Source organism: Haloarcula salina, assembly GCF_049603855.1.
Taxonomy (GTDB): domain Archaea; phylum Halobacteriota; class Halobacteria; order Halobacteriales; family Haloarculaceae; genus Haloarcula; species Haloarcula salina_A.
In genome coordinates, this window is sequence record NZ_CP187146.1 from 1,031,910 (window position 1) to 1,052,668 (window position 20,759).

The 20,759-nt window shown below is 68.0% G+C and carries 20 protein-coding genes; 10 read left to right on the forward strand and 10 right to left on the reverse strand.

Annotated features, from left to right (window positions below):
* The first annotated feature begins 480 nt into the window (after positions 1-480).
* From ACOZ4I_RS05340 to ACOZ4I_RS05350, 3 genes are all read left to right on the forward strand, one after another.
* A complete protein-coding gene (locus ACOZ4I_RS05340) occupies positions 481-1,884 on the forward strand; it encodes a class II fumarate hydratase (protein WP_424003768.1) in 1,404 nt (467 codons plus the stop codon).
* Between the two features lie 249 nt (positions 1,885-2,133).
* Positions 2,134-2,367, forward strand: a complete 234-nt coding sequence (locus tag ACOZ4I_RS05345; RefSeq protein WP_162411739.1) for a hypothetical protein — start codon at positions 2,134-2,136, stop codon at positions 2,365-2,367.
* Between the two features lie 95 nt (positions 2,368-2,462).
* Positions 2,463-2,771, forward strand: coding sequence for a hypothetical protein (locus tag ACOZ4I_RS05350; protein WP_424003771.1), 309 nt, complete (start codon positions 2,463-2,465; stop codon positions 2,769-2,771).
* Positions 2,772-2,779: 8 nt separating this feature from the next.
* Here the strand turns inward: ACOZ4I_RS05350 and ACOZ4I_RS05355 are convergent, their stop codons facing one another.
* Positions 2,780-3,613: a DUF7537 family lipoprotein gene (locus tag ACOZ4I_RS05355; protein ID WP_424003773.1), complete on the reverse strand. Its 834-nt coding sequence runs from the start codon at positions 3,611-3,613 to the stop codon at positions 2,780-2,782.
* 89 nt (positions 3,614-3,702) lie between these two features.
* Here ACOZ4I_RS05355 and gatE point away from each other — a divergent pair, with 89 nt between their 5' ends.
* Positions 3,703-5,577 (forward strand): Glu-tRNA(Gln) amidotransferase subunit GatE, encoded by a 1,875-nt coding sequence (gatE, locus tag ACOZ4I_RS05360; RefSeq protein ID WP_424003775.1) that lies wholly within the window; start codon positions 3,703-3,705, stop codon positions 5,575-5,577.
* Here gatE and ACOZ4I_RS05365 read toward each other — a convergent pair whose 3' ends face one another.
* The 3 genes from ACOZ4I_RS05365 to ACOZ4I_RS05375 are packed head-to-tail and all read right to left on the reverse strand — an operon-like array spanning position 5,578 to position 6,694.
* Entirely contained in the window at positions 5,578-5,985 is a 408-nt protein-coding gene (locus ACOZ4I_RS05365) for a DUF7344 domain-containing protein (protein WP_424003776.1), read from the reverse strand.
* Positions 5,982-6,194 carry a hypothetical protein gene (locus ACOZ4I_RS05370; RefSeq protein WP_424003778.1) on the reverse strand — a complete coding sequence of 71 codons (213 nt, stop codon included), beginning with the start codon at positions 6,192-6,194 and terminating at the stop codon, positions 5,982-5,984. Before ACOZ4I_RS05370 ends, ACOZ4I_RS05365 begins: the two co-directional genes overlap by 4 nt.
* Complete coding sequence (locus ACOZ4I_RS05375; RefSeq protein WP_424003780.1) at positions 6,191-6,694, reverse strand: HTH domain-containing protein; 504 nt, start codon at positions 6,692-6,694, stop codon at positions 6,191-6,193. The genes ACOZ4I_RS05370 and ACOZ4I_RS05375 overlap by 4 nt, the downstream gene beginning before the upstream one ends.
* Positions 6,695-6,954: 260 nt before the next feature.
* Here ACOZ4I_RS05375 and ACOZ4I_RS05380 point away from each other — a divergent pair, with 260 nt between their 5' ends.
* On the forward strand, positions 6,955-9,420 hold the full coding sequence (locus ACOZ4I_RS05380; protein WP_424003782.1) for a bacterio-opsin activator domain-containing protein: 2,466 nt from the start codon (positions 6,955-6,957) through the stop codon (positions 9,418-9,420).
* A gap of 42 nt (positions 9,421-9,462) precedes the next feature.
* Here ACOZ4I_RS05380 and ACOZ4I_RS05385 read toward each other — a convergent pair whose 3' ends face one another.
* Positions 9,463-10,185 carry an RNA methyltransferase gene (locus tag ACOZ4I_RS05385; protein ID WP_424003784.1) on the reverse strand — a complete coding sequence of 241 codons (723 nt, stop codon included), beginning with the start codon at positions 10,183-10,185 and terminating at the stop codon, positions 9,463-9,465.
* Positions 10,182-10,706 carry a hypothetical protein gene (locus ACOZ4I_RS05390; protein ID WP_424003786.1) on the reverse strand — a complete coding sequence of 175 codons (525 nt, stop codon included), beginning with the start codon at positions 10,704-10,706 and terminating at the stop codon, positions 10,182-10,184. Before ACOZ4I_RS05390 ends, ACOZ4I_RS05385 begins: the two co-directional genes overlap by 4 nt.
* A 106-nt stretch (positions 10,707-10,812) precedes the next feature.
* On the opposite strand from ACOZ4I_RS05390, the gene ACOZ4I_RS05395 reads away from it, so the two are divergent.
* Positions 10,813-11,649: a DUF7537 family lipoprotein gene (locus ACOZ4I_RS05395; RefSeq protein WP_424003788.1), complete on the forward strand. Its 837-nt coding sequence runs from the start codon at positions 10,813-10,815 to the stop codon at positions 11,647-11,649.
* A 34-nt stretch (positions 11,650-11,683) separates the two neighbouring features.
* Here the strand turns inward: ACOZ4I_RS05395 and ACOZ4I_RS05400 are convergent, their stop codons facing one another.
* Positions 11,684-13,138 carry an alpha,alpha-trehalose-phosphate synthase (UDP-forming) gene (locus ACOZ4I_RS05400; RefSeq protein WP_424003790.1) on the reverse strand — a complete coding sequence of 485 codons (1,455 nt, stop codon included), beginning with the start codon at positions 13,136-13,138 and terminating at the stop codon, positions 11,684-11,686.
* 241 nt (positions 13,139-13,379) lie between these two features.
* Here ACOZ4I_RS05400 and ACOZ4I_RS05405 point away from each other — a divergent pair, with 241 nt between their 5' ends.
* Positions 13,380-14,072: a 6-hydroxymethylpterin diphosphokinase MptE-like protein gene (locus ACOZ4I_RS05405; protein WP_424003792.1), complete on the forward strand. Its 693-nt coding sequence runs from the start codon at positions 13,380-13,382 to the stop codon at positions 14,070-14,072.
* A gap of 27 nt (positions 14,073-14,099) precedes the next feature.
* On the opposite strand, the gene ACOZ4I_RS05410 is transcribed toward ACOZ4I_RS05405, so the two are convergent.
* Positions 14,100-15,098 carry a TIGR04024 family LLM class F420-dependent oxidoreductase gene (locus tag ACOZ4I_RS05410; protein WP_424003794.1) on the reverse strand — a complete coding sequence of 333 codons (999 nt, stop codon included), beginning with the start codon at positions 15,096-15,098 and terminating at the stop codon, positions 14,100-14,102.
* A gap of 243 nt (positions 15,099-15,341) precedes the next feature.
* Between ACOZ4I_RS05410 and ACOZ4I_RS05415 the strand changes: the two genes are divergently transcribed.
* Together ACOZ4I_RS05415 and ACOZ4I_RS05420 are read left to right on the forward strand one after the other, a co-directional pair.
* Entirely contained in the window at positions 15,342-16,022 is a 681-nt protein-coding gene (locus ACOZ4I_RS05415) for a haloacid dehalogenase type II (protein WP_424003796.1), read from the forward strand.
* A 580-nt stretch (positions 16,023-16,602) separates the two neighbouring features.
* On the forward strand, positions 16,603-17,268 hold the full coding sequence (locus tag ACOZ4I_RS05420) for a helix-turn-helix domain-containing protein (RefSeq protein ID WP_424003798.1): 666 nt from the start codon (positions 16,603-16,605) through the stop codon (positions 17,266-17,268).
* A gap of 98 nt (positions 17,269-17,366) precedes the next feature.
* Here the strand turns inward: ACOZ4I_RS05420 and ACOZ4I_RS05425 are convergent, their stop codons facing one another.
* Positions 17,367-18,524: a dihydropteroate synthase gene (locus ACOZ4I_RS05425; RefSeq protein WP_424003800.1), complete on the reverse strand. Its 1,158-nt coding sequence runs from the start codon at positions 18,522-18,524 to the stop codon at positions 17,367-17,369.
* 141 nt (positions 18,525-18,665) lie between these two features.
* Between ACOZ4I_RS05425 and ACOZ4I_RS05430 the strand changes: the two genes are divergently transcribed.
* The gene (locus ACOZ4I_RS05430; protein WP_424003802.1) at positions 18,666-19,694 is read left to right on the forward strand and encodes a phosphotransferase family protein; all 1,029 of its coding nucleotides are present in this window, start codon (positions 18,666-18,668) and stop codon (positions 19,692-19,694) included.
* Between the two features lie 45 nt (positions 19,695-19,739).
* Here ACOZ4I_RS05430 and ACOZ4I_RS05435 read toward each other — a convergent pair whose 3' ends face one another.
* On the reverse strand, positions 19,740-20,642 hold the full coding sequence (locus tag ACOZ4I_RS05435) for a carbohydrate kinase family protein (protein WP_424003804.1): 903 nt from the start codon (positions 20,640-20,642) through the stop codon (positions 19,740-19,742).
* Positions 20,643-20,759: the final 117 nt, after the last annotated feature.

Genomic DNA, 20,759 nt, shown 5'->3' on the forward strand with positions numbered 1-20,759 from the left:
CCGTCCGTCGGTCGACGGACGCGTCGTCCGTGGCTCGCCGCGAGATCGGTACGGTCGATGTTCGACGACCTGTCACACCGAGACAGACCGTCGATCGGACCGCGTCGGTCGCGTCGTCGACGGGTGTGCCATTCCGTCGAGCGTGTGCGACAGCGAGCAGCGCGGCCGTCTGCCGATTGCGGAGCCTGCATTCGTGCGCGTCGTCCGTCGACGTCCGGTCTGTCCCGCCCGTCCGGGTAGGTGTCTGTACCTATGGACCGAGCGGGGCCGTCAGTCACCAACGTCGTTGTAGCGTCGAACTCATGATAAGTGGAGAGAGATTCTACTTAACATTTCCGAATGATAACACACGTTTATTGAGGTCACGGGGGTTCTGGCCGGCGATTCCCCGAGTTGGCGCAGTCGGCGAGTGTCGGTCGACCGGACCGTGCCATCACGTACCGATGGGTTTTACGACCACGGGGTCGACCCCCCGCACGTATGACCGACGAGTACCGGACGGAGCGGGACAGCCTCGGTGAAATGCAGGTACCAGCCGACGCGTACTGGGGTGCCCAGACCCAGCGCGCCGTCGAGAACTTCCCCATCAGCGACGTGACATTCGGGCGGCGGTTCGTGCGCGCGCTCGGGGTCGTCAAGAAGGCCGCCGCACAGGCCAACCGCGACTTCGGGACGATTCCCGAGGACAAGGCAGACTGCATCGTCGAGGCCGCCGACGAGGTCATCGCCGGCGAGCACGACGACCAGTTCCCCGTCGACGTGTTCCAGACCGGGTCGGGCACGTCCTCGAACATGAACGCCAACGAGGTCATCTCGAACCGCGCGACTGAGCTGTACGGCGGTGAGATCGGGACCCGGGAGATCCACCCGAACGACCACGTCAACTTCGGCCAGTCGAGCAACGACGTGATCCCGACGGCGATGCACGTCGCCTCCCTCGAAGCGGTCGAGAAGGACGTCATCCCCGGCCTGAAGACGTTGCGCGACGAACTCGAAGCCAAAGAAGACGAGTTCGCCGACGTGGTCAAGACCGGCCGCACGCACCTCCAGGACGCGACGCCGGTGACGCTCGGTCAGGAGTTCTCTGGCTACCGCACGCAGGTCGAGAAGGGCATCTCCCGCGTGCAGGACACCCACGGCCGTCTCGCCGAACTCGCGCTTGGCGGCACCGCCGTCGGGACCGGACTGAACACCCACCCCGACTTCCCCGCGAAGGCCGCGGAGTACATCAGCGAGGAGACGGGCATCGAGTTCCGCGAGGCCGACAACCACTTCGAGGCCCAGGCCGCCCACGACGCGATGTCGGAAGCCCACGGCGCGCTTCGGACCGTCGCCGGGTCGCTGAACAAGATCGCCAACGACCTCCGCCTGCTCGCCTCCGGCCCGCGCAACGGCCTCGGCGAGATCGACCAACCGGAGAACCAGCCCGGTTCGTCGATCATGCCCGGGAAGATCAACCCCGTCGTCGCCGAAGCGGTCAATCAGGTCCACAAGCAGGTCGTCGGCAACGACGCCGCCGTCTCGGCCGGCGCGGCCGAGGGCCAGATCGACCTGAACCTCTACAAGCCCGTTCTCGCCTCGAACTTCCTGCAGTCCGCGCGCCTCATCGCCAACGGGAGCGAGGTGTTCGGCGAGAAGTTCGTCGCGAAGCTCGAAGCCGACGCGGAACACTGCGCCGAGCGGGTCCAGCAGAGCATGGCGCTCGCGACGGCGCTCAACCCCGCCATCGGCTACGACAAGGCCAGCAAGGTCGCCAAGAAGGCCCTCGCCGAGGACAAGACCATCCGCGAGGTCGTCCTCGAAGAGGGCTATCTGGACGAGGACGAGGTTGACGAGGTGCTGGACCCCGCGAAGATGACGGAGCGGGGGATTCTCGGGGAGTAGCGAGGGGCCGAACGAAGTGAGGGCCCTCGATTATGGCGAACGGCGAAGCCGTGAGCCGCGGAAGGTGTGACCGGAGAGCGGCCCTCGGTTATGGCGAGCGGGAGCGATAGTGACCCGTGAGAGCGCAGTGATTTCGAATCGACAGCGTCACTGACTGACCCCTTCTCGTCGCACGGGTGCCGCAGTCTCGCCAGCCAGCAGACGACTCCCAAATCGATTATGCCCCTCTATGCCAAAGTATCACATACAATGGGAGCGACAGTGTTCCTCGACAGTCCGATGGGTGACGAATCCAGAATCGAGTGCGAGACGGCGAAGATCATGGGCAACGTGGTCTGGGCGGTCGCCGACGGCGACGGCGGCGAGCGCGTGATTCCGCTCGGGAACGTCGCGGGCGTCGCCGGCGACGTGGTCGAACAGGAAGTGGACGAGGTGGAGTACCCCGGCGGGCGAGTCACGGAATTGGTCACGCGACTCTCTTGAGGGGGCGCAGCCGGCGGGGCGTCGACAGGGACGTGCTGACGGCCACGTGACTGGTTCGTCAACATTCATAACATTCTTTTATTATGAATGTCTCCGTGCAGACACCGATGCGCTACTCCGAGACTCATCAGTTGTTCGAACAGGCGTGTGAGTTCCCCGCCGACCACGACACGGTCGTCCGACAGCTCGGGGACGTAGAACTGACCTCGCAGACGGGCGATTCGGTCACGGTTCGCGAGATACTGGCGCTGACCGACGAGACCACGTATCGCACGCCGGAGGACCTCTACACGTCCCTGGTCGGTAATCTCGGCGACCCGTTCATCGGCCGGAAGTACTACGACGACCGGGCCGGGAGCACGTCGGGAACGAAGACAGTCCGGTCCGACGTGGACATGCTGTAACAGCCGTTTCACGCGCCGCCCGTGGGCCGTCCCGCCGGTGTCTCGCCGATTGGTGACCCCGACTCGTTCGTCGCGTTTTCGAGCCACGCCGGCCTGGGAACGGTCGTCTCACCGACGTCCTCGTACCGGAATCGGTAGCTCACGACGTCGGACTCGGTCCGGTAGCGGACCTCGAAGCGGCGGACCAGTCCGTCAGGACCGACCAGGAGTTCGATACGGTACCGCTCCAGACGCTCCGTCGACGGCACTTCGCCGCCGGTCCCGCGAATCCGATACAACCGCGTCCCGTTCCTGACGACGACCGTCGTCTCGCTCTGGTCGACGACGCCGTATCGCCCCAGGTAGAACGCCGTCCGGGCGGCGAACTTGTCCCGAGTGAACTCCAGGCGTCCGTGCCGGTACTCGACGGTGCCGTCGTCGCGGCGCTCGTACCAGCGCGTCCCGTCCGCGTACGTCGACTGCTCGAAGCGGACGACGGTCCCGTTCGCGGTGGTGCGCATTTGGACCATCTCGTCGCGATACCGGGTGGGCGAGGCGACGGCGATCGTGGCGGCCCGCCTGGCGGATTCGGAGCCGTCGTCGTCGATTCCGAACGCTCGATACTCCTCTCTGAGCGTGTACGACGTGTTTTCCAGCGCCGCACGGTGGGCGACCGACAGGCGCGACACGCTGTGGAGGCCGTCGCGCGTGACGCCCGGCGGGGGGTCCGCCTCGGAGGCTCCCGCCGTCGGAACCGGGGCCGGCGTGACGGTCGTCTGTTCGGCCTGGTCGGGCCCGACCAGCGCGCTACAGCCGGCCGTCGTCAGGAGGCAGGCGAGCAGCGCCGCCGACAGCCAGCGCATACCGGTTATGTGGGGCAAAGACGCAAAAGGACAGTGCCGAGGCGGCGGAAGGGAGCGTTTTTTGGCCCCCGGTCCCGGACCATCCGACAATGACTGCCGCCGACTTCGACTACGAGGATCTGGGACTGGTGGCCGGCCTGGAGATCCACCAGCAGCTCGACACCGACACGAAGCTGTTCTGTGACTGCCCGACGCAGCTTCGCGAGCCCGAGGAGTCCGAGCGGTCGTTCACCCGCTATCTCCACCCGACCAAGAGCGAACTGGGCGAGATCGACGAGGCCGCCCTGGAGGAGAGCATGGTCGACCGGGAGTTCGAGTACCTGGCCTACGACACCACCTGCCTCGTCGAAGAGGACGACGAGCCGCCCCACCGCGTCGACCGCGAGGCGACGGAGACGACTCTGGAGATCGCCCAGTTGCTGGACATGAACGTCGTCGACCAGGTCAACGTCATGCGGAAGATCGTCGTCGACGGCTCGAACACCACGGGGTTCCAGCGGTCGATGCTGGTCGCCAACGACGGCGAGATCGAGACGAGCGACGGCGCGGTCGGCGTCGAAGACATGCTCTTAGAGGAGGAGTCCTGCCAGCGCGTCGCGGAGACCGACGACGGCGTGCGGTTCTCGCTCGACCGGCTGGGCATCCCGCTGGTCGAGATCGGGACCAAGCCCGACATCAGTTCGCCCGAGCAGGCCCGCGAGGCCGCCGAGCGAATCGGCATGCTGCTGCGCTCGACGGGCAAGGTCAAGCGCGGTCTCGGGACCATCCGCCAGGACGTGAACGTCTCCATCGCCGAGGGCGCGCGCATCGAACTGAAGGGGGTCCAGAGCCTCGACGACATCGACGACCTGGTCCGCAACGAGGTCCGTCGGCAGGTCGAACTGCTCGACATCGCCGAGGAACTCGGCGAGCGCGACGCCAGCGTCGGCGAGCCCCGGGACGTGACCGAGGTGTTCGAGGGCACGGACTCGGGCGTCATCGGCGGCGCGCTCGACAGCGGCGGTCGGGTACAGGCGCTCCGCCTGGCGGGCTTCGACGGCCTCGTCGGTCGCGAGATCCAGCCGGACCGCCGGCTCGGGACGGAACTGTCGGACCACGCCAAGCGCCACGGCGCGGGCGGCATCTTCCACACCGACGAGCTACCGGCCTACGGGGTCACCGAGGCCGAGGTCGAGGTCCTGCGGGACGCGGTCGACGCCGGTCCAGAAGACGCCGTCGCGCTGGTGGCCGACGACCCCGAGACCGCCGAACTCGCCATCGAGGCCGTCGCCGAGCGTGCGGAGACCGCCCTCGACGGCGTTCCGGAGGAGACTCGCGACGCCAACGAGGACGCCACGTCGCGGTACCTCCGCCCGCTCCCGGGCGCGGCTCGGATGTACCCCGAGACGGACGTGCCACCGGTCGAGCCAGACGTGACCGAGGTGGAGACGCCGGAACTGCTCACCGAGAAGGTCGAGCGCTACCAGTCCGAGTTCGACCTCGGCTCGGGGCTCGCCGACCAGGTCGCCTACGGCCAGCGGTGGCCGCTGTTCGAGGCGCTGGTCGCGGACGGCGTCGACCCGACGCTGGCCGCCGGCACGCTGGAATCGACGCTGACCGAACTCCGCCGCGACGACGTGCCCGTCGAGAACCTCACCGACGACCACCTTCGAGCGGCGATTCTGCTGGTCGACGGCGGGGACGTGCCCCGGGAAGGCATCGAAGACCTGCTGACGGCGCTCGCCGAGGACCCGTCGCTCTCGGCCGAGGAGGCGGTCGAACAGGAGGACCTCGGCGGCGTCGACGAGGCGGCTGTCCAGGAGGCCGTCGCTGAGGTCGTCGAGCGCCACGAGGACCAGGTCGCCGAGGAGGGCATGGGCGCGTTCTCGGCGCTGATGGGCGAGTGCATGGGCGCGCTCCGCGGCAAGGCCGACGGCGACGTGGTCAGCGACGTGCTGCGCTCGGAGATCCAGAAGCGGGCCTGACTACGAGAGCGATTCGAGGTCCGGCTCGCGTAGCCCCCCGTTCTCTGCCGGGCGATCGTGCGTGATCGTCAGTTCGAGTAGTGGCACCAGTTCGCCCGCGTTCGGTCCCAGTTCCACCGAGTCGTCCGACTGCTCGTAGCGGACGACGCCAGCGTCGGCCAACTGGGGCAGGTGATTGTGATACAGCGAGGTGTAGATCGCGAGGCGCTCGTCCGGGTACTCCTCGGCCGGCGTGCCGTGTTCCAGCGTCGTGACCGCGTCGGCGATTTCCGGCAGCGGGACGGGTGTCGAATACGTCGAGAGCGTATAGAGGAGGTAGCGACGGAGGCGTGAGGAGAGGAGCGACAATCGTTTGTCGACGCTGAGCGGTTCGGACTCCGTCTGTTCTTGCTGGTTCCTGACAGTCATTGTGTGAGTGCCTGCGGGTCGTCGGCCCATCTCGCCTCGGCGCGTTCAGCTTCGAGCATGTCCCTGAGCGTCGCTACGTCTCGGAGGGTTTCGTCGACGAGCGCGAGCAGGGCGTCGTCACCGCCGTCGAGTTCCTCTCTGGCGCGACGGAGGTGCGTCTCCGCCTCGGCCAGTCGCGTTCGCGCCGACAGCGTCGTTCGTTCGGTCATCGGTCTCCTTGGATAACGGGTGCGCGCTCACTCTCTGCCTCGCGCTCGCTCGACGGCGTCGGCGCGGAGAGCGCGGCAACGCGATCCCGGACGCACTGGACGGTTCCGTCGCGCGTACACGGCGCGACGTGGCGCAGTTCTCCGTCGACGAACTCGGCGAGCCCCATCAGCGGGAGCGAGATCACGTCGATCACCCGATCAGACGCCATCGTCGTCGAACTGTCCCGCCAGCCGAAGGCGTCGAGCGACGCGCCCGACTCCCGCTCCCAGCGCTCGAAGGCGGTGAGCCTGTCGAGCAGGAACTCCCCGTGTTCGGTCAGGTGGGCGGTGTCCGGTGCGAGGCGGTCGCCCCAGACGTAAATCGACAGGTCGGCGATACGCCCGTCGTTCTCGAGAGCCTGTAACTGCCCGATGATGTGGTCCTGCTGCTGCGACACGCCCCCGGGGGAGAGCGACCGGACGTACAGTTCGACGTGTGGAAGGTAGGTGTCTGGTGGCATAGTTCGATTCCGTGTGGTTCTTGATTCTGATTCAACTGTTAGACGCCTAAACACTCTCTCTAGGTCCCTAGAACTGCGCTCTCTCGACCGGCGCAGTCCATGCTGTTTCAGGGCCACACGCTCGCAGACACCCGTCGCCCCCGCGGGCGCCGAAACCGAGAGAAGCGCGGCGCTTCGGACGAGCGGTCGCTTCGCGGCAGATACTGTTGGTAATCTAACGAAACTGCCGAGACTAAGTGATTCGGCCCCACAGCAACCTCATGGCTCCGAGCGTGGCCGACGGACACGACGAGTGGTCGCTCCTGGGTCCGGCCATAGAGGCGCTCCCGATTCCGTTCGCGGTCCTCGACCGCGAGGAGACGGTCCTCGCGGCCAACCGGGCGTGGCGGGAGTTCGCCGGGTCGGACGACCGGCCGGCCGATTCGGACGCGCTGGGCGCGGCGTACCGCGAGGTCGCGGCCGCTGCTGACGACGACCACGCCGGACAGGTGTCCGAGGGGCTCCGGGCGGTACTCGAGGGCGAGCGCTCGCAGTTCGAACTCGCGTACCCCCGGCACTCCCCCTCGTCCGGCCGGTGGTACCTCCTCCGAGCGGCCCCGTTCACCGTCGAGGGAGTGCGGTTCGTCGCCGTCGCCCACGTCGACATCACCCAACGCAAAGCGCGGGAGGAGGCGCTCCGGCGGGCCCACGACATCTGTACCGACTCTGACCGGACGTTCGCAGAACAGGTCGACGCGCTACTGGAACTCGGATGCGAGGTTCTGGGGACGGACTTCGGGACGCTCTCGCACGTCCACGGCGACGAGTACGTCTTCGAGGCGGTCGCGGCCCCGCCCGGCGTCGATCTGGAACCCGGCGAGACCACGCTCACGGACTCGCTTCCGGTGTGTCAGCACGTCGTCGACCACCGCGAACCGCTCGCGCTCAGCGACGTTGCCGCCCAGGCCCCGACGCTCGAAGACCCGGAGTGGGGCATCGCGAACTACGTCGGCGCACCGGTCGTCGTCGACGGAGACGTGTACGGGACGTTCTGTTTCTACGGCCAGGACCCGGCCGCTCGCGAGTACACCCAGTGGGACCTCACCTTCGTCAGGATCTTCGCCGACTGGGCGAGCTACGAACTCGAAAGCCGACGACGCGCCGACCAGCTCGAGGCCCTGAACACCGCGTTTCCCGATCCCAGTTTCGTCGTCGACGCGGAGGGACGATACCTCGACTGCCTGACCGCTCCCGAGGCGCTCGATCGGATCGTCGAAGACGCAGACTCGCTGGTCGGGCAGACGCTCCACGACGTGCTCCCCGGCGCGACCGCCGACTCGCTGCTGTCGACCGTCCGCGACTCGATCTCTTCGGGGGCGTTCCAGTCCGTCGAGTACCGGCTCGACGCGCCGGCCGGCGAGCTGTGGTTCGAGGCCCGCGTCGCACCGCTCGACACCGGCGAGTACGACCCGGACGCCGCAATCGTCGTCGCCCGCGAAATCACGGAGTACAGGGAGCGGCAGGCGGCCCTCGAACGCCAGCGCGACGAACTCGAGCAACTCCAGCGACTCAACGCCCTGGGCCGCGAGATCATGAAGGCGCTCCAGGGGGCGACCACGCGCGAGGCCATCGAGTCGGCGGTGTGCGCTCACCTCACCAGGTCGGATCTCTACCGAGCGGTGTGGGTCGGGATCCGCGAGAGCGAGTCGACGGTCGAACCGGTCGCGGCAGCCGGCGTCCCCGACGACACCCTGGAGACGGTGTCGGTACACGAACACCGCCTCGCGACGGACGCACTGGCGACCGACGAGGTGGTAGTGGTCGACGACCTCACTGCCGTCGCACGACGGTCGACGGCCGAGACGGACGTCCCGCTCGTCCGGGAGCGCTCGGCGGTGGCCGCCGTGCCGCTGACCACGGGCGAGACGACTTTCGGCGTGCTGCTGGTCTACGCCCCCGTCGGCGACGCCATCGGCGAGCGGGAGGCAGACATCCTCGACGACCTCGGACAGGTGATCGCGCTCGCCATCCAGCGGGTCAACAGCCAGCGCTCGCTGCTGTCGGCGACGGCTATCGAACTCGAGTTCCGCATCACGGACTCGACCTCCGTCTACGCCGACGTCTCGGCGGAGTTCGACTGCCTCCTCGATCTCGAACGCCGCGTCCCGACTAGCGACGGGACCCGGCTCAATTACGTCCGCGTCCACGAGGCCGACCCTGTGGCGGTGTGTCGGGCACTGGCTGCCGCGGGCAGGGTAGAGGGCTGTACCATCGTCCAGGAGGCGACCGAGGACCGATCGTCGCTGCTCGAAGTCACGTTCGGCACCGTCGAGGCGTCACCGCTCGACGTGCTCAGTGACTACGGAGGGGCGGTCACGCGGGCGGTCGCGGATAGTGGCGACCTACTGTTCTCGGCGGAGATCGCCCCGGAGACCGACGTGCGTGCCGTCGTCGAGGCGATCCGCGAGATCGAACCCACGGTCGAACTGCGGAGCAAGCAGTACCTCGACCAGCCGGTGACGACGGTCTCCGACTTCCAGACGCAGGTACGCGAGAAATTGACGCCGAAACAGGCGACGGCGCTCCAGACCGCCTACGCCAGGGGCTACTACGACTGGCCGCGCGAGAGCTCCGCCGAGGAACTGGCGGAGACGCTCGGCATCTCGGCCCCGACGCTGCACTACCGGTTACGGAAGGCACACGACACGGTGATGGCCTCGCTGTTCGAGCGCGACGACGGGGGCTGACAGACGCCGGTTCGGTCGACGCGCCCAGCGCCGCCGCCCCTCTCAGTCCTCGCGCCGTTCGATACCCTGTCTGGCCCGCCGGAAGATTCCCCGAAGCGTCTTGGTCTCACGTCCGGTCGGCTGCGCGCGGCCCAGCACTCGTCGGAACAGCCGACGGGCCTTCGGCCGCTTCTCCTCGGGGTGGCCGATGGCCGTGAGGAACCGCCCGAACTCCTCGTGCAGTCCCTCGACGGCCGGCTTCTCGGCGAGCGCGTGGAGGTCGTCTGGATGCTGGTCGGACGCGACGGTCAGGTCCCGGAGTTCGTAGAGGACGATGGTCGCCGCCTGTCCGAGGTTCAGGACGGGGTAGGACTCGCTGGCCGGAATCGAGCAGATCACGTCGAGGCGCGAGAGTTCGTCGTTCGTCAGGCCGACCCGCTCGCGGCCGAACACGACGCAGATGTCGCCGTCGACGCCGCGGAGCGAGTCCGCCAGATCGGCTGGTGTCGTCGCCGGGTAGCGGACGTGGTTCGCCGGGTCCTCGTTGGTCGTCGCCGTGCAGGCGACGGTGTGGTAGTTCTCGACGAGGTGGTCGAACGTCACGGTCTCCGCGTTCGGGAGGATGTCCTCGCGGGCCTGGCCGGCGAAGCCGTAGGCCTCGCCGTCGGGGTCGAGTTCGGGCGGGTCGACCAGCAGCAACTCCGAGAGGCCGAAGTTCTTCATCGAGCGGGCGATGGTGCCGACGTTCCCCGGCGTCTCGGCGTCGACGACGGCCACCGAAATCATACGTCGAGGTCGCTCAGATCGAGGTCCAGCGCGTCGATCTCGTCCTGGTCCATCGCCTCGACCTCCTCTTCGAGGCCCGGAATCGCCTCGTCCGGGTCGGGTGCATCGGGGAGCGCGGTCGGGTCCTCCTCGACGTGTTCCAGCCCCTCGTAGCCCTCCGGGGCCCGGTTGCCCTCGGCGAACCACTCGTGGAACGCGGACTGAAGGTCGGCCTCGCCGGCGTAGGCGTCGCCGCCGGCCTCCCGGAACCAGTAGAGGAAGTCCGGCTCGTGGGCCGAACAGAGGACGACCTCGCCCATCGGCTCGCCGTAGATGACCTCGGCGACGTTGCACTGGGAGATGTCGTCGTCGCCGTGGATCAGCCAGCAGGCGTCACACGGGTCGACGACTCTGTCGGCGAGCACCAGGAGCCGCTGTCGCGTGTCGGGCTCCATCGTCTTGAGCGGGCGGACCCGCCCGTCCGAGCCCAGCACGTCCTCGTCGAAGCGCCACCCCCGAAGCCCGATGTTGACCTTGCTCATGTCTCAGCGTCGGGGGTTCTCCGACTAAAAGAGCGCGGTGTGTCGCGCCCGAACGTGACAACGAATCGGCCACAACGCACTACTGTGTGTATAAAGTGGCTCAGGTATGCCTCTCCAACGAAAACACGCCTCGCTCGCCCTGGTCGTCCTGCTGACTCTGACGGCGGGCTGTAGCGGCATCTTCGGCGGCACAGACGCCGGCGCGTCCACCGCGACGCCGGCGGACCGCAACGGCCCCGCGCCGGGGACCAGTGGGTTCGACGCGGCGGCTATCGAGACCGGCCACTTCGAGACGCTGTCGAACGAGTCGTTCACGGCGTCGCTGTCCTTCCGGCTCTCGACGGTCCGCGACGGCGAGAACCGGTCCGTGTTCGTCAACCGAACCGTTGCCGTCGACCGGGCGAACGACCGCGCGCTCGCCACGGGCGCGCTAGTCCGGGCGAACGGGGCCGAACTGGAGACGACGACCTACACCGCGGACGGGACGACGGCCGAGCGTCGGGTCCTCTCGACGGCGGACCGGACGGCGACCGACTACCGTTATGACACTGCCCCGTACGACGGCGCTGTCCGCCCGGTCAACGCGAGCAGCGTCCTCGACCGCTCGCTGGTGCAGTCGCTCGGGTCGGACGTCAACTGGACGTACGCCGGGACGGACACCGTCGGCGGCGACGATGTCTCCCGCTACGAGGCCACCGGGCGCAACGTCACCGGATTCGCGGCCGACGAGGCCGTTGCCGCGAACGTCACCGAGGGCGAGTCGGCCGACTCTGTCAGCGCCGCGGTGCTGGTCGACGAGCGCGGTGTCGTCCGCTCGCTCCAGTACTCGCTCACCACGGAGCGAGACGGCCGACCGTTCACCGTCACGCTGACGCTGTCCGTCTCCGACGTCGGCGAGACGACGGTCGAGGAACCGGACTGGCTATCGAAGGCGACCGCCTGAGCGCCGGCCGCGTCACCGACTTGCGCCGAGACCGTCACGTCTCGGCACCGAACTGTCTGGCCACCCAGTGCCGACTGTCGAGGCGCTCGACGCTCTCGCGGAGCGACCGCAGCCGTTCGCGCCGCTCGGCCGCGTCGAGTTCCAGCGCCCGCTCGATGGCGTCGGCGATACCGGCGATGTCGTGGGGATTGACCGTCAGCGCGCCGTCTATGTGGGCCGCAGCGCCCGCCAGGTCGCTCAGGACCAGCGCGCCGTCGCCGTCGACGCAGGCCGCCGGGTACTCGTGGGCCACGAGGTTCATGCCGTCGCGGTGGGGCGTCACGAGCGCCACGTCGGCGGCGCGATACAGGCCGGCGAGCGTCTCGGCGTCCAGGTTCGCCTCGGTGTAGACGACTGGCTGCCAGTCGGCCGTCCCGAAGCGGTCGTTCACCCGCTCGACGGCGTCGAGCACGTCCCGACGGTAGCGCCGGTAGGCCGCGATTCCCTCTCGCGTTCGGCTCGCCTTCTGTACGTAGGTGAACTCGCTACGGAGGTCGGGTCGCCGGTCCCAGAGGTGCGCCAGCGCCTCGATGCGCTCCGGAATCCCCTTCGAGTAGTCGAGCCGTTCGACGCCGAGAGCGAGGCGAATCGTCGGGTCCGAGCGGCTGTCGCCCAGCACCGAGCGGCGGACCGCGGTCGTATCTGCGGTTCGTGCCCGCGCTCGGACGGCGTCGGCGTCGATGCCGAGTGGGTTCGCGAGGACGCGCGTCTCGCTGCCCTCGTATCGGACGACGCCGTCGCCCGTCTCGACGACCGCACCGGGCAGGATGTCGTCGACACAGCGCAGAAACCGCTCGGCGTAGGCCGGCGTGTGAAAGCCGACCACGTCGCTGGCCAGGACCCCGTCCAGGAGGGCCGCGCCGTGGGGACAGTGCCGGAACACCGACGGCGCGGGCCAGGGGATGTGCCAGAAGTGGTGCAAGGTCGCGTCGGGGCGACGGTCCCGAACCCGTCTGGGCGCGAGCGCCAGGTGGTAGTCCTGAAACCAGATCGGCTCGCCGTCGTCGGCGACCTCGCTCACGGCCGCCGCGAACTGGTCGTTGACGGCGCGGTACTGCTCCCAGAAGGACGGCTCGGCCCACATCCGCCCCGTGTCCTCGTGGCAGAGCGGCCACAGCACCTGATTGGCGTAGCCGTAGTAGTAGCCCTCGACGGCCTCCTCGGAGAGCGGAAGCCGCTTCAGCTGGTAGGCGGGGTCCGACGGCGGGACCTCGACGATTCCGTCGTCGGCGACTGCCATGTCAGCGTCGCCGCTGGCCCACGCGACCCACGTCCCGCCGCGCTCACGCATCACCGGGTCGAGCGCGCTCGTCAACCCGCCCGTCGCGAACTGGACCTGCGTCTCGCCGTCCGCGCCTCGCTCGTGGCTGTACGGTTCGCGGTTCGAAACGACCACCAGCGACGCGGGGACGCCGTCGACTATCTCGCTCTCTGACAGGTCCTCTCCCATCTTCCGGCGGTACGGTCCGACTCTCCTTGAGACTGTCGTGAAGCGCCCGTTCGCTGGGTATCTGTCCCACCTCGGAACCGCTCACGGCGAACACCACAGCGGGCTGGTAGTAAGAGAAAGCTTATACCGGAGGACCCAAAACACAGGCGTGAAAGCCGAAAGGGCACCCGGGTAGGGGTACACGGACGTGCCATTTCGGCTCAACTCGGTTTATCTGGAACCTACGTTGGCAGCGACAGCTATGGACTTTCACACGTGGGAACCCGTCTACGAGGCCGTGCTCGCCGATTTCGGTTACCCCCGCGAGGGCGACGAGCGGGCCCGCGACCGTCTCGGCGAACTGCTCGACGGTGCCGAGACGTACGACCCCGCGGCCCTCGGACTCGACGGCGCGACGGTCGCCGTCGCCGGCGCGGGCCCGTCGCTCGAAGCCGAAGCCGACCGAGCGGCAGCAGCGGACGTGGTCCTCGCCGCGTCGACGGCGGCCGACAGGCTCGCGGACGCCGGCGTCGCCGTCGACTGCATGGTCACCGACCTCGACAAGAACGCCGCGACCGGGCGGGCGCTGACGGCCGACGGAACGCCCGTCGTCGTCCACGCTCACGGCGACAACGTCCCGGCGCTGAACAGTCACGTCCCCGACTACGACGCCGCCTTCGTCGTGCCGACGACGCAGGCCGCCCCGACCGTCGCCGTCCACAACTTCGGGGGCTTCACCGACGGCGACCGCGCCGCCTTCCTCGCCGACCACTTCGGCGCGTCGTCGCTCTCCTTTCCCGGCTGGGACTTCGACGACCCCGACGTTGGCCCCGAGAAGCGCCGGAAGCTCCGCTGGGCCGAGCGGCTGCTCCACTGGCTCGAACGCCGGCGCGGGGAGCGCTTCGACGTGCTCGACGGGCGACGCGGAGAGATCGACCCGATCGAGGAGCCGTAGCCGACCGACTGGGGGACCGTCGCGCTCTCAGGGCGCGAGCGCGTCCATCGTCGCGTCGATGACCTCGCGGTCCGCCGCTCGCGGGAACGAGACGCTGACCGCGTCGACGCCGTCGATGGCCTCGAACGTCTCGATGCGCTCGCGACACTCTTCGGGTGTCCCCGCCGCCGCGAGGCTGTCGAGCAGGTCGTCGCCGACGGCGTCGACGGCCGCGTCCTTCTCGCCCGAGGCCCACCGAGCCGAGATCTCGTTGGCCGTCTCCTCGTAGCCCTGCCGGGCCAGCGCGTCGCGGTAGAACGTCCCCATACCGCCGACGTAGAACGCGAGGTGTTGGCGGGCGAGTTCGCGGGCCCGCTCGCGGTCGGCCAGTGCACAGCAGGGCAGCGACAGCGTCACCCGCTTGTCGTCGATGTCGTCGTCACCGAGCGAACAGCCCCGTTCGAAGTCTTCGAGCCGGTCCCTGAGGCCGTCCGGCGTGAGCAACAGCGCGTGCCAGCCGTCGGCGAAGCGCCCGGCGAGTTCGACCGACTTCGGCCCGAGTCCGCCGGCGTCCACGCCGGGCGCGGGCTCTGGCGGGTCACAGCGAAGGCGAAAGCCCGACAGCGAGAACACGTCGCCGTCGTACTCGACGGCCTCGCCAGAGAGGACGAGCTTCACGATCTCGACGGCCTCCCGGGTCCGCTTCAGCGGTCGGTCGAACTCGACGCCGTGCCAGGCCTCGATGACGATGGGACCCGAGGGACCGATCCCCGCGCGAAAGCGCCCGTCGGAGACCTCCTGGAGCGTCGCCGCGGTCTGGCCGAGCAGCGCCGGTGACCGCGAGTAGACGTTCAGCAGCGAGGTCCCGATCCCGACTTCGTCTGTGCGCTCGGCGATGCTGGTGAGCGTCGTCACGGCGTCGCGGCCCCACGTCTCCGGGAGCCAGACCCGCTCGTAGCCCCGTTCCTCGGCTCGCCGGCTCATGTCGACGAGGGCGTCTACCGAGGGCTGTGCCGCGACCGGGAGGAACACGTCTCTGACGGTCATCGCTCGACACCTCTCGGGCGAGCGCGTGCGGCCGTCGCCGTCGGCTTCCCGACTCCCGACCGAGCCCGTAGCGTGCGTCTCGTTCGCATTAGTCACTGTCGGGGTGGTGGCGGGATAAATCCGGGTGAGAGGGGGACGGCGGCCCGTTGAACGGCGTTTATTTTCCGCCGTGCTGACACAGGGTTCTGCGAGCGCGACTCGCGGCGACCGAGCTATTTGTGCGTCGCGGCCCAACGGTCGGCCATGCCGTTCGACCCGGACCGCGTCACGACGCTCACGTTCGACTCGTACAGCACCATCGTCGACGTCGAGGCGGCCGAGACGGCCCTCGCCGACCGGGTCCCGAACCCGGAGCCGGTGTCGCGGCTGTGGCGCTCCCGGTCGCTCGCGTACACCTTTATCGCCAATCAGATCGACGCCTACAAGCCGTTCTACGAGATGAACCGCGATGCCCTCCAGTACGCGCTGGACGCCCACGGCGTCGACCTCTCGACCGAGGAGCGCGACGAGATTCTCGCGGTGTACCACGAACTCGACGTGTTCGACGACGTCCGCGACGGGATGAACCGGCTGTACGACGCCGGCTACGACCTCTACGTCGTCTCGAACGGCAACCCCGAGATGCTGGAGTCGATGATCGAGCACGCCGGGATCGGCGGGCTCGTCGAGGACACCGTCAGCGCCGACGAGGTCCAGACGTTCAAGCCGGCGGCCGAACTGTACCACCACGCCGCCGATCGAATCGGCACCGACATCGGGGAACTCGCCCACGTAACCGCCGGCTACTTCGACGTGTACGGCGCGATGCACGCCGGGATGCAGTCCGTGTGGGTCAACCGCGACGGCGGCCCGTGGGACGCCTTCGCCGGCGAACCCGATCTCACGATCGGATCGTTCCACGACCTGCGGGACGAACTGGTCTGAGGAGGACACAACTCGCCCGTCACGGCCGGTCTACTGGTTGTTGGGACCGTTCCACGGGATCCGCCGTGCGTTGGACTCGCGGTCACGAAGCGATATCCGGGACGGCGGAGACGCACAGGAGATCTCGACGAGGGGATATAAATGGATTATACGAATAAGCTACAGACCGATGGGCCTTACGCGGGTAGTCTGTTGTATGGCACGAGAAAACCGAGCGCCCCGTCACAGTAGCGCGACCGAGTCAAAGTTCTATCTCCCGGCCGGCGTAACCCAGTCGTTCGACGGCAGTCGGTTCGACCGTCTCTGGGCGACGCTGTTCAACCATGGGGTCTGAACCGAGTGGCTCGGGCCGAGCGTGTTGATCCTGCCCGGCGTTCCCGGTCTGACAGACACACAGGGACGAGATGGACGTGAACACAGGTCTGGGATTCAGTCCCTCTCGCCAACCGACTTGCTTAAGCCCCACCCAGCCACTATCACACCCTGTAACGTACGACGTGACGGTGTGATTTTCACGACGCAGTCGAGCGCAACTGCCCGCAACGTGACCCCCACGTGAACACCACGGCCACACGGAACGATGACAGACATTAACGCGGTCGTCCGAGTCGAGCACCCCGACATAGTGCTTACAGAGACCGTCACTCACGACCGAAGTTCGACAGTCACGTCGGTGTCGGAGGCCGGCACTGACCCGACCTCTGGAAAATTCTTCTATCGCATCGAGTCGGCCGATTTCAGCCGGTTCGAAGAGGGACTACGGAAGGATAGTACCATCGGCACGTTCGAACGGGTCATCGAAACCAGAGACGACGAAGCCATCTACAGTTTCGAGTACACGGACGAAGCGAAGATCCTCTCGCCCGTGATTTCGGCTGCGAACGGTGTCATCCTCGATATGAAGAACGACGGCAGCGCCTGGATCCTGACTGTCTGGATGCCCGAGCGAACGGACCTGGTTCATCTCTGGGACTACGCACGACAGAACACCATCGATATCGACCTCCTGCGCGTGAACGACTACGCCAGTCTGGGAAATACGGACGCTGGACTGACCGATAGCCAGCGAGACGCGCTCCTCGTCGCCTTCGAAACTGGCTATTTCGAAGAACCGCGGAACGCGACGCTCAGCGAGGTCGCCGCTGAACTGGACATCTCACAGCCTGCTGCCAGTGGTCTCCTTCGGCGCGGCACGAAGCGACTTATCATGTCGTCCATACTGGATGGCGCCGAAACGCCAGAGTGAGTGTCGGCAACCCAATGGAGTGGCGACCGCGCGGTAGCGTGATTCGAACGGTCTACAGACGCCGCGACAGCGCCGCGCGGTAGCGTGATTCGAACGGTCTACAGACGCCGCGACAGCGCCGCGCGGAGTTCGCCGGCCAGTTCGCGGTGGCCGTCCTCGGCGAGGCTGTCGGCCACGACCTTCATCGCCGTGGCGGCGCCGCCGACGTACTGGCCGCCGTCGTCCTTCTCGACGAGGACCACGTCCGTGACGCTCGCGACGGCCCGGAGGCTGGCGCGGGCATCGTCGGTCAGATCACCGAGCAGGAACGTGAGCGTCGCGCCGTCGTCGGTACCGCCGGCGACCGTCTCGCCGAGGGACTGGTGGCGCGTGACCTCCCGCAGGGTCACGTCGGTCAGTTCCGCGACGGTCGGGCCGGGCTCGGTCTCGGCGCGGGTCGTCCGCTCGTCGCCGAGCGCGTCGGCCACCCGCACCACGTCGTGGGTCTCTCGCGTGTCGTGCGTGCGGATGATGTGCGAGCCGCGTTCGACCTCCATCGTCGCTGCGGCGAGCGACACCGCGAGCTGGTTCTCGGTCTCGGGCTGGTCGGCCAGGTCCCCCAGGAAGTCCTCGCGGTTGGTCGCGGTGAGCATCGGCCGGCCGAAGGCGCGGAACTCGCGCAGGCGGCGAAACAGCTCCCAGTTGTCCTCGAACTCCTTGCCGTCGTACCAGCCACCGAAGGCCGGGTCGATGATGGTCTTGTCCGTGAAGCCGTCGCGCTGGATGGCCTCGAAGAGGTCGTCGATGGTCTTCAGCGCGCCCGGCCGGGAGAGGTCCGGCGGGCTCGCCATCTTCACCACGGGCACGTCGTGGTCCTCGACGACGCCCTTCATGTCGGGATCGGCGAAGCCACAGACGTCGTTGATGAGGTCGAAGCCGTGGCCGATGGCCTCCTCGGCCACCTCGGCGTAGCGGGTCTCCAGCGAGAGGGGCACGTCGGCGTCCAGTTCGTCGACCAGCGGCGCGACTTCTTCGAGCCGGTCTTTCTCCATCTCGACCGGCTTGGACTCGTACTTCGGGTTGGCCGACTGGAGGCCCACGTCGACGATGTCCGCGCCGGCGGGGATGAGGTTCGCCTCGATGGCCTCGGCGGCTTCTTCTGGGTCCAGGTACACGCTGGGCTTGTACCCGGAGTTCGAGCTCATGTTCAGGACGCTCATGATCCTGGTGGGGTGGCCATCGCCCACCGGGAGGCCGTCGATGTCGACCGTGCGCATACCGCTCCCTGAGGACTGTGGGTACAAAGACCCCCCGACATCGGCAGTGTCCCCTGCGGACCGCGGTCGGCTCGCCAGCGCTGATCCGGTGCGCTGAGGGGATTGACAGATTTATTTACACGCCGCTGCAATACGAAGGCAGTGTCGACTCCGGAACAGGACATCGAGGCTGTTCTCGCCGAGTCGGGACCGGACTACGAGGGATTCGAGTTCGAGATCCCGGGCGGCGGGCACCAGAGTGACGTCTACATGGTGACGCTGCACCACGCCGGCGAGGCCTACGAAGTGGTGGTGAAGTTCAAGCCGCCGGGTGACGTGCCCTTCGCCGTCGAACCGTTCCTCCACGAGTACGTCGCGGAACGGACCGAGGTCCCGGTCCCGCGCATCCTCGTCTACGAGGAGGAACCCGACGCAGACGTGCCGCCGTACTTCGTCACCGAGCGCGTCCACGGGGAGAACCTCGCCGAGGAGTTCGCGGGCCTCACGACCGAGGACCGTCGGCGCGTCCTCTCGCAGGCGGGGCGGAACCTCGGCGACCTGCACTCGGAGATCGGGTTCGAGGCGTTCGGCCGGCTCACCCTCCACGACGACCGGCTCATCGTCGAAGACTGGATGGGAAGCTGGCGCGAGTACTTCGAGACGCTCACCCGGTCGCACCTCTCGAACCTCGACGAGACGCCCTTCGCCGACGTGCGCTCGCGAGCCCGAGAGACCATCGATCCCGCCCTCGCTGAAGTCCCGGAGTCCGGCGTGCCGCGCCTGGTCCACGACGACTTCCGGCCGGCGAACCTCCTGTTCGACCCCGCCGAAGACGAGCCGATCACGGCCGTCCTCGACTGGCAGGACGTGCTCGCGGCGCTGCCGGAGTACAACCTCGCACAGACGGAGTTCCTGTTCATCGACTCGTCCTTTAGAGACCCCGAGATCCGCTCGTCGCTCCGGGACGCCTTCCGCGATGGCTACCGCGAACACCGTTCGATGGAGTTCGGCGACGGCTACGAGCGGCGGCGACCGCTGTATCAGCTCTCGACGCTCCTGTGGCGGATGGCGGGCTTCGACGCCGCGTTCGCCGACGAGTCCGGCCTGGCACAAGCGCGCGCCGAGGCCCAGTACCGACAGCAGTTCGAGCGACTCGTCGAGGAGATCGAGTCGGCGAATGATAGCCAGTGAACGACAGTACAGACCCGATCCCACGATGGCAGTGTGATCGGTGTGTCAATCGGTTCGATTGTTACGATAACGCCCGGCCTGCGTCGAGCGGTCCGTCCCGAGCAGGCCGTCGACGGCGTCCCAGTCCAGCGCGGCACGCGCCCCGTTCGTCTGCGTCGCGAGCGCGCCGCAAGCGTTGGCGACGGCGAGCGCCCGGTCGAGGTCGTCTCCGCGCCGCGTGGCGAGGATAAAGCCCGCCGCGAACGCGTCGCCGGCCCCGGCGGTGTCCACCGACTCGACGGGGCACCCCGGCGTCGTGACGGTCCGGTCGCCCACGTGGGCCGTCGCCCCGCAGTCCCCGTGTTTGACGACGACCGTCGACACCGACTCGAAGAGCCCCGCGTCTCGGGCGTGGTCGGCCTCGCGGTCGTTGCAGAACAGGATTGTCGCGTGTGACAGCACGTCGGTGTAATCGCGGTACGGGAGCCGCCGTCCGGGGTCGAAACTGACCGGGATGTCGGCGGCCGCGGCGTCGCGAGCGAGTCGTGCGGCGGTGTCTGGGTCCTGGCCTGTCAGGTGGAGGTGGTCCGCGCCGGCCAGCGCGTCCGCCGGCAAGTCCGTCGCCCGGAACGCCTCGTTCGCACCGTCGTTGCCCAGCACGGCCACGTCCCCGTTCTCGTCGACGATGAGGTACTTCACCGTGGTCGGCTCGCTCGACTCGACCAGGTGCGTCTCGACGCCCGCCTCGGCCAGTTCGCGCCGGGCGTTCTCCCCGTGGTCGTCGCGGCCGACGCTGCCGAACACCAGCGGGTCCGCCCCCAGTCCGGCCAGCGCGACGGCCGCGTTCGTCGCGCTCCCGCCGCCGGACTGCGACCGGTCCGTGATCCGGCCCTCGCCGTCCGGCTCCGGGAGGCGGTCGACGTGGAGCGTCACGTCCCAGTTGACGTGCCCGGCACAGATGACGCGCATATCACCCGCTGGGACGGCCGCTGGTATATCAGTTCCCCCGCCGGTTCGGAACGAGAACACAGTCAGTATATTTAACATTCGGCCGTTCGCAGCAGTGGTCATGGAATCGGTCCCCGA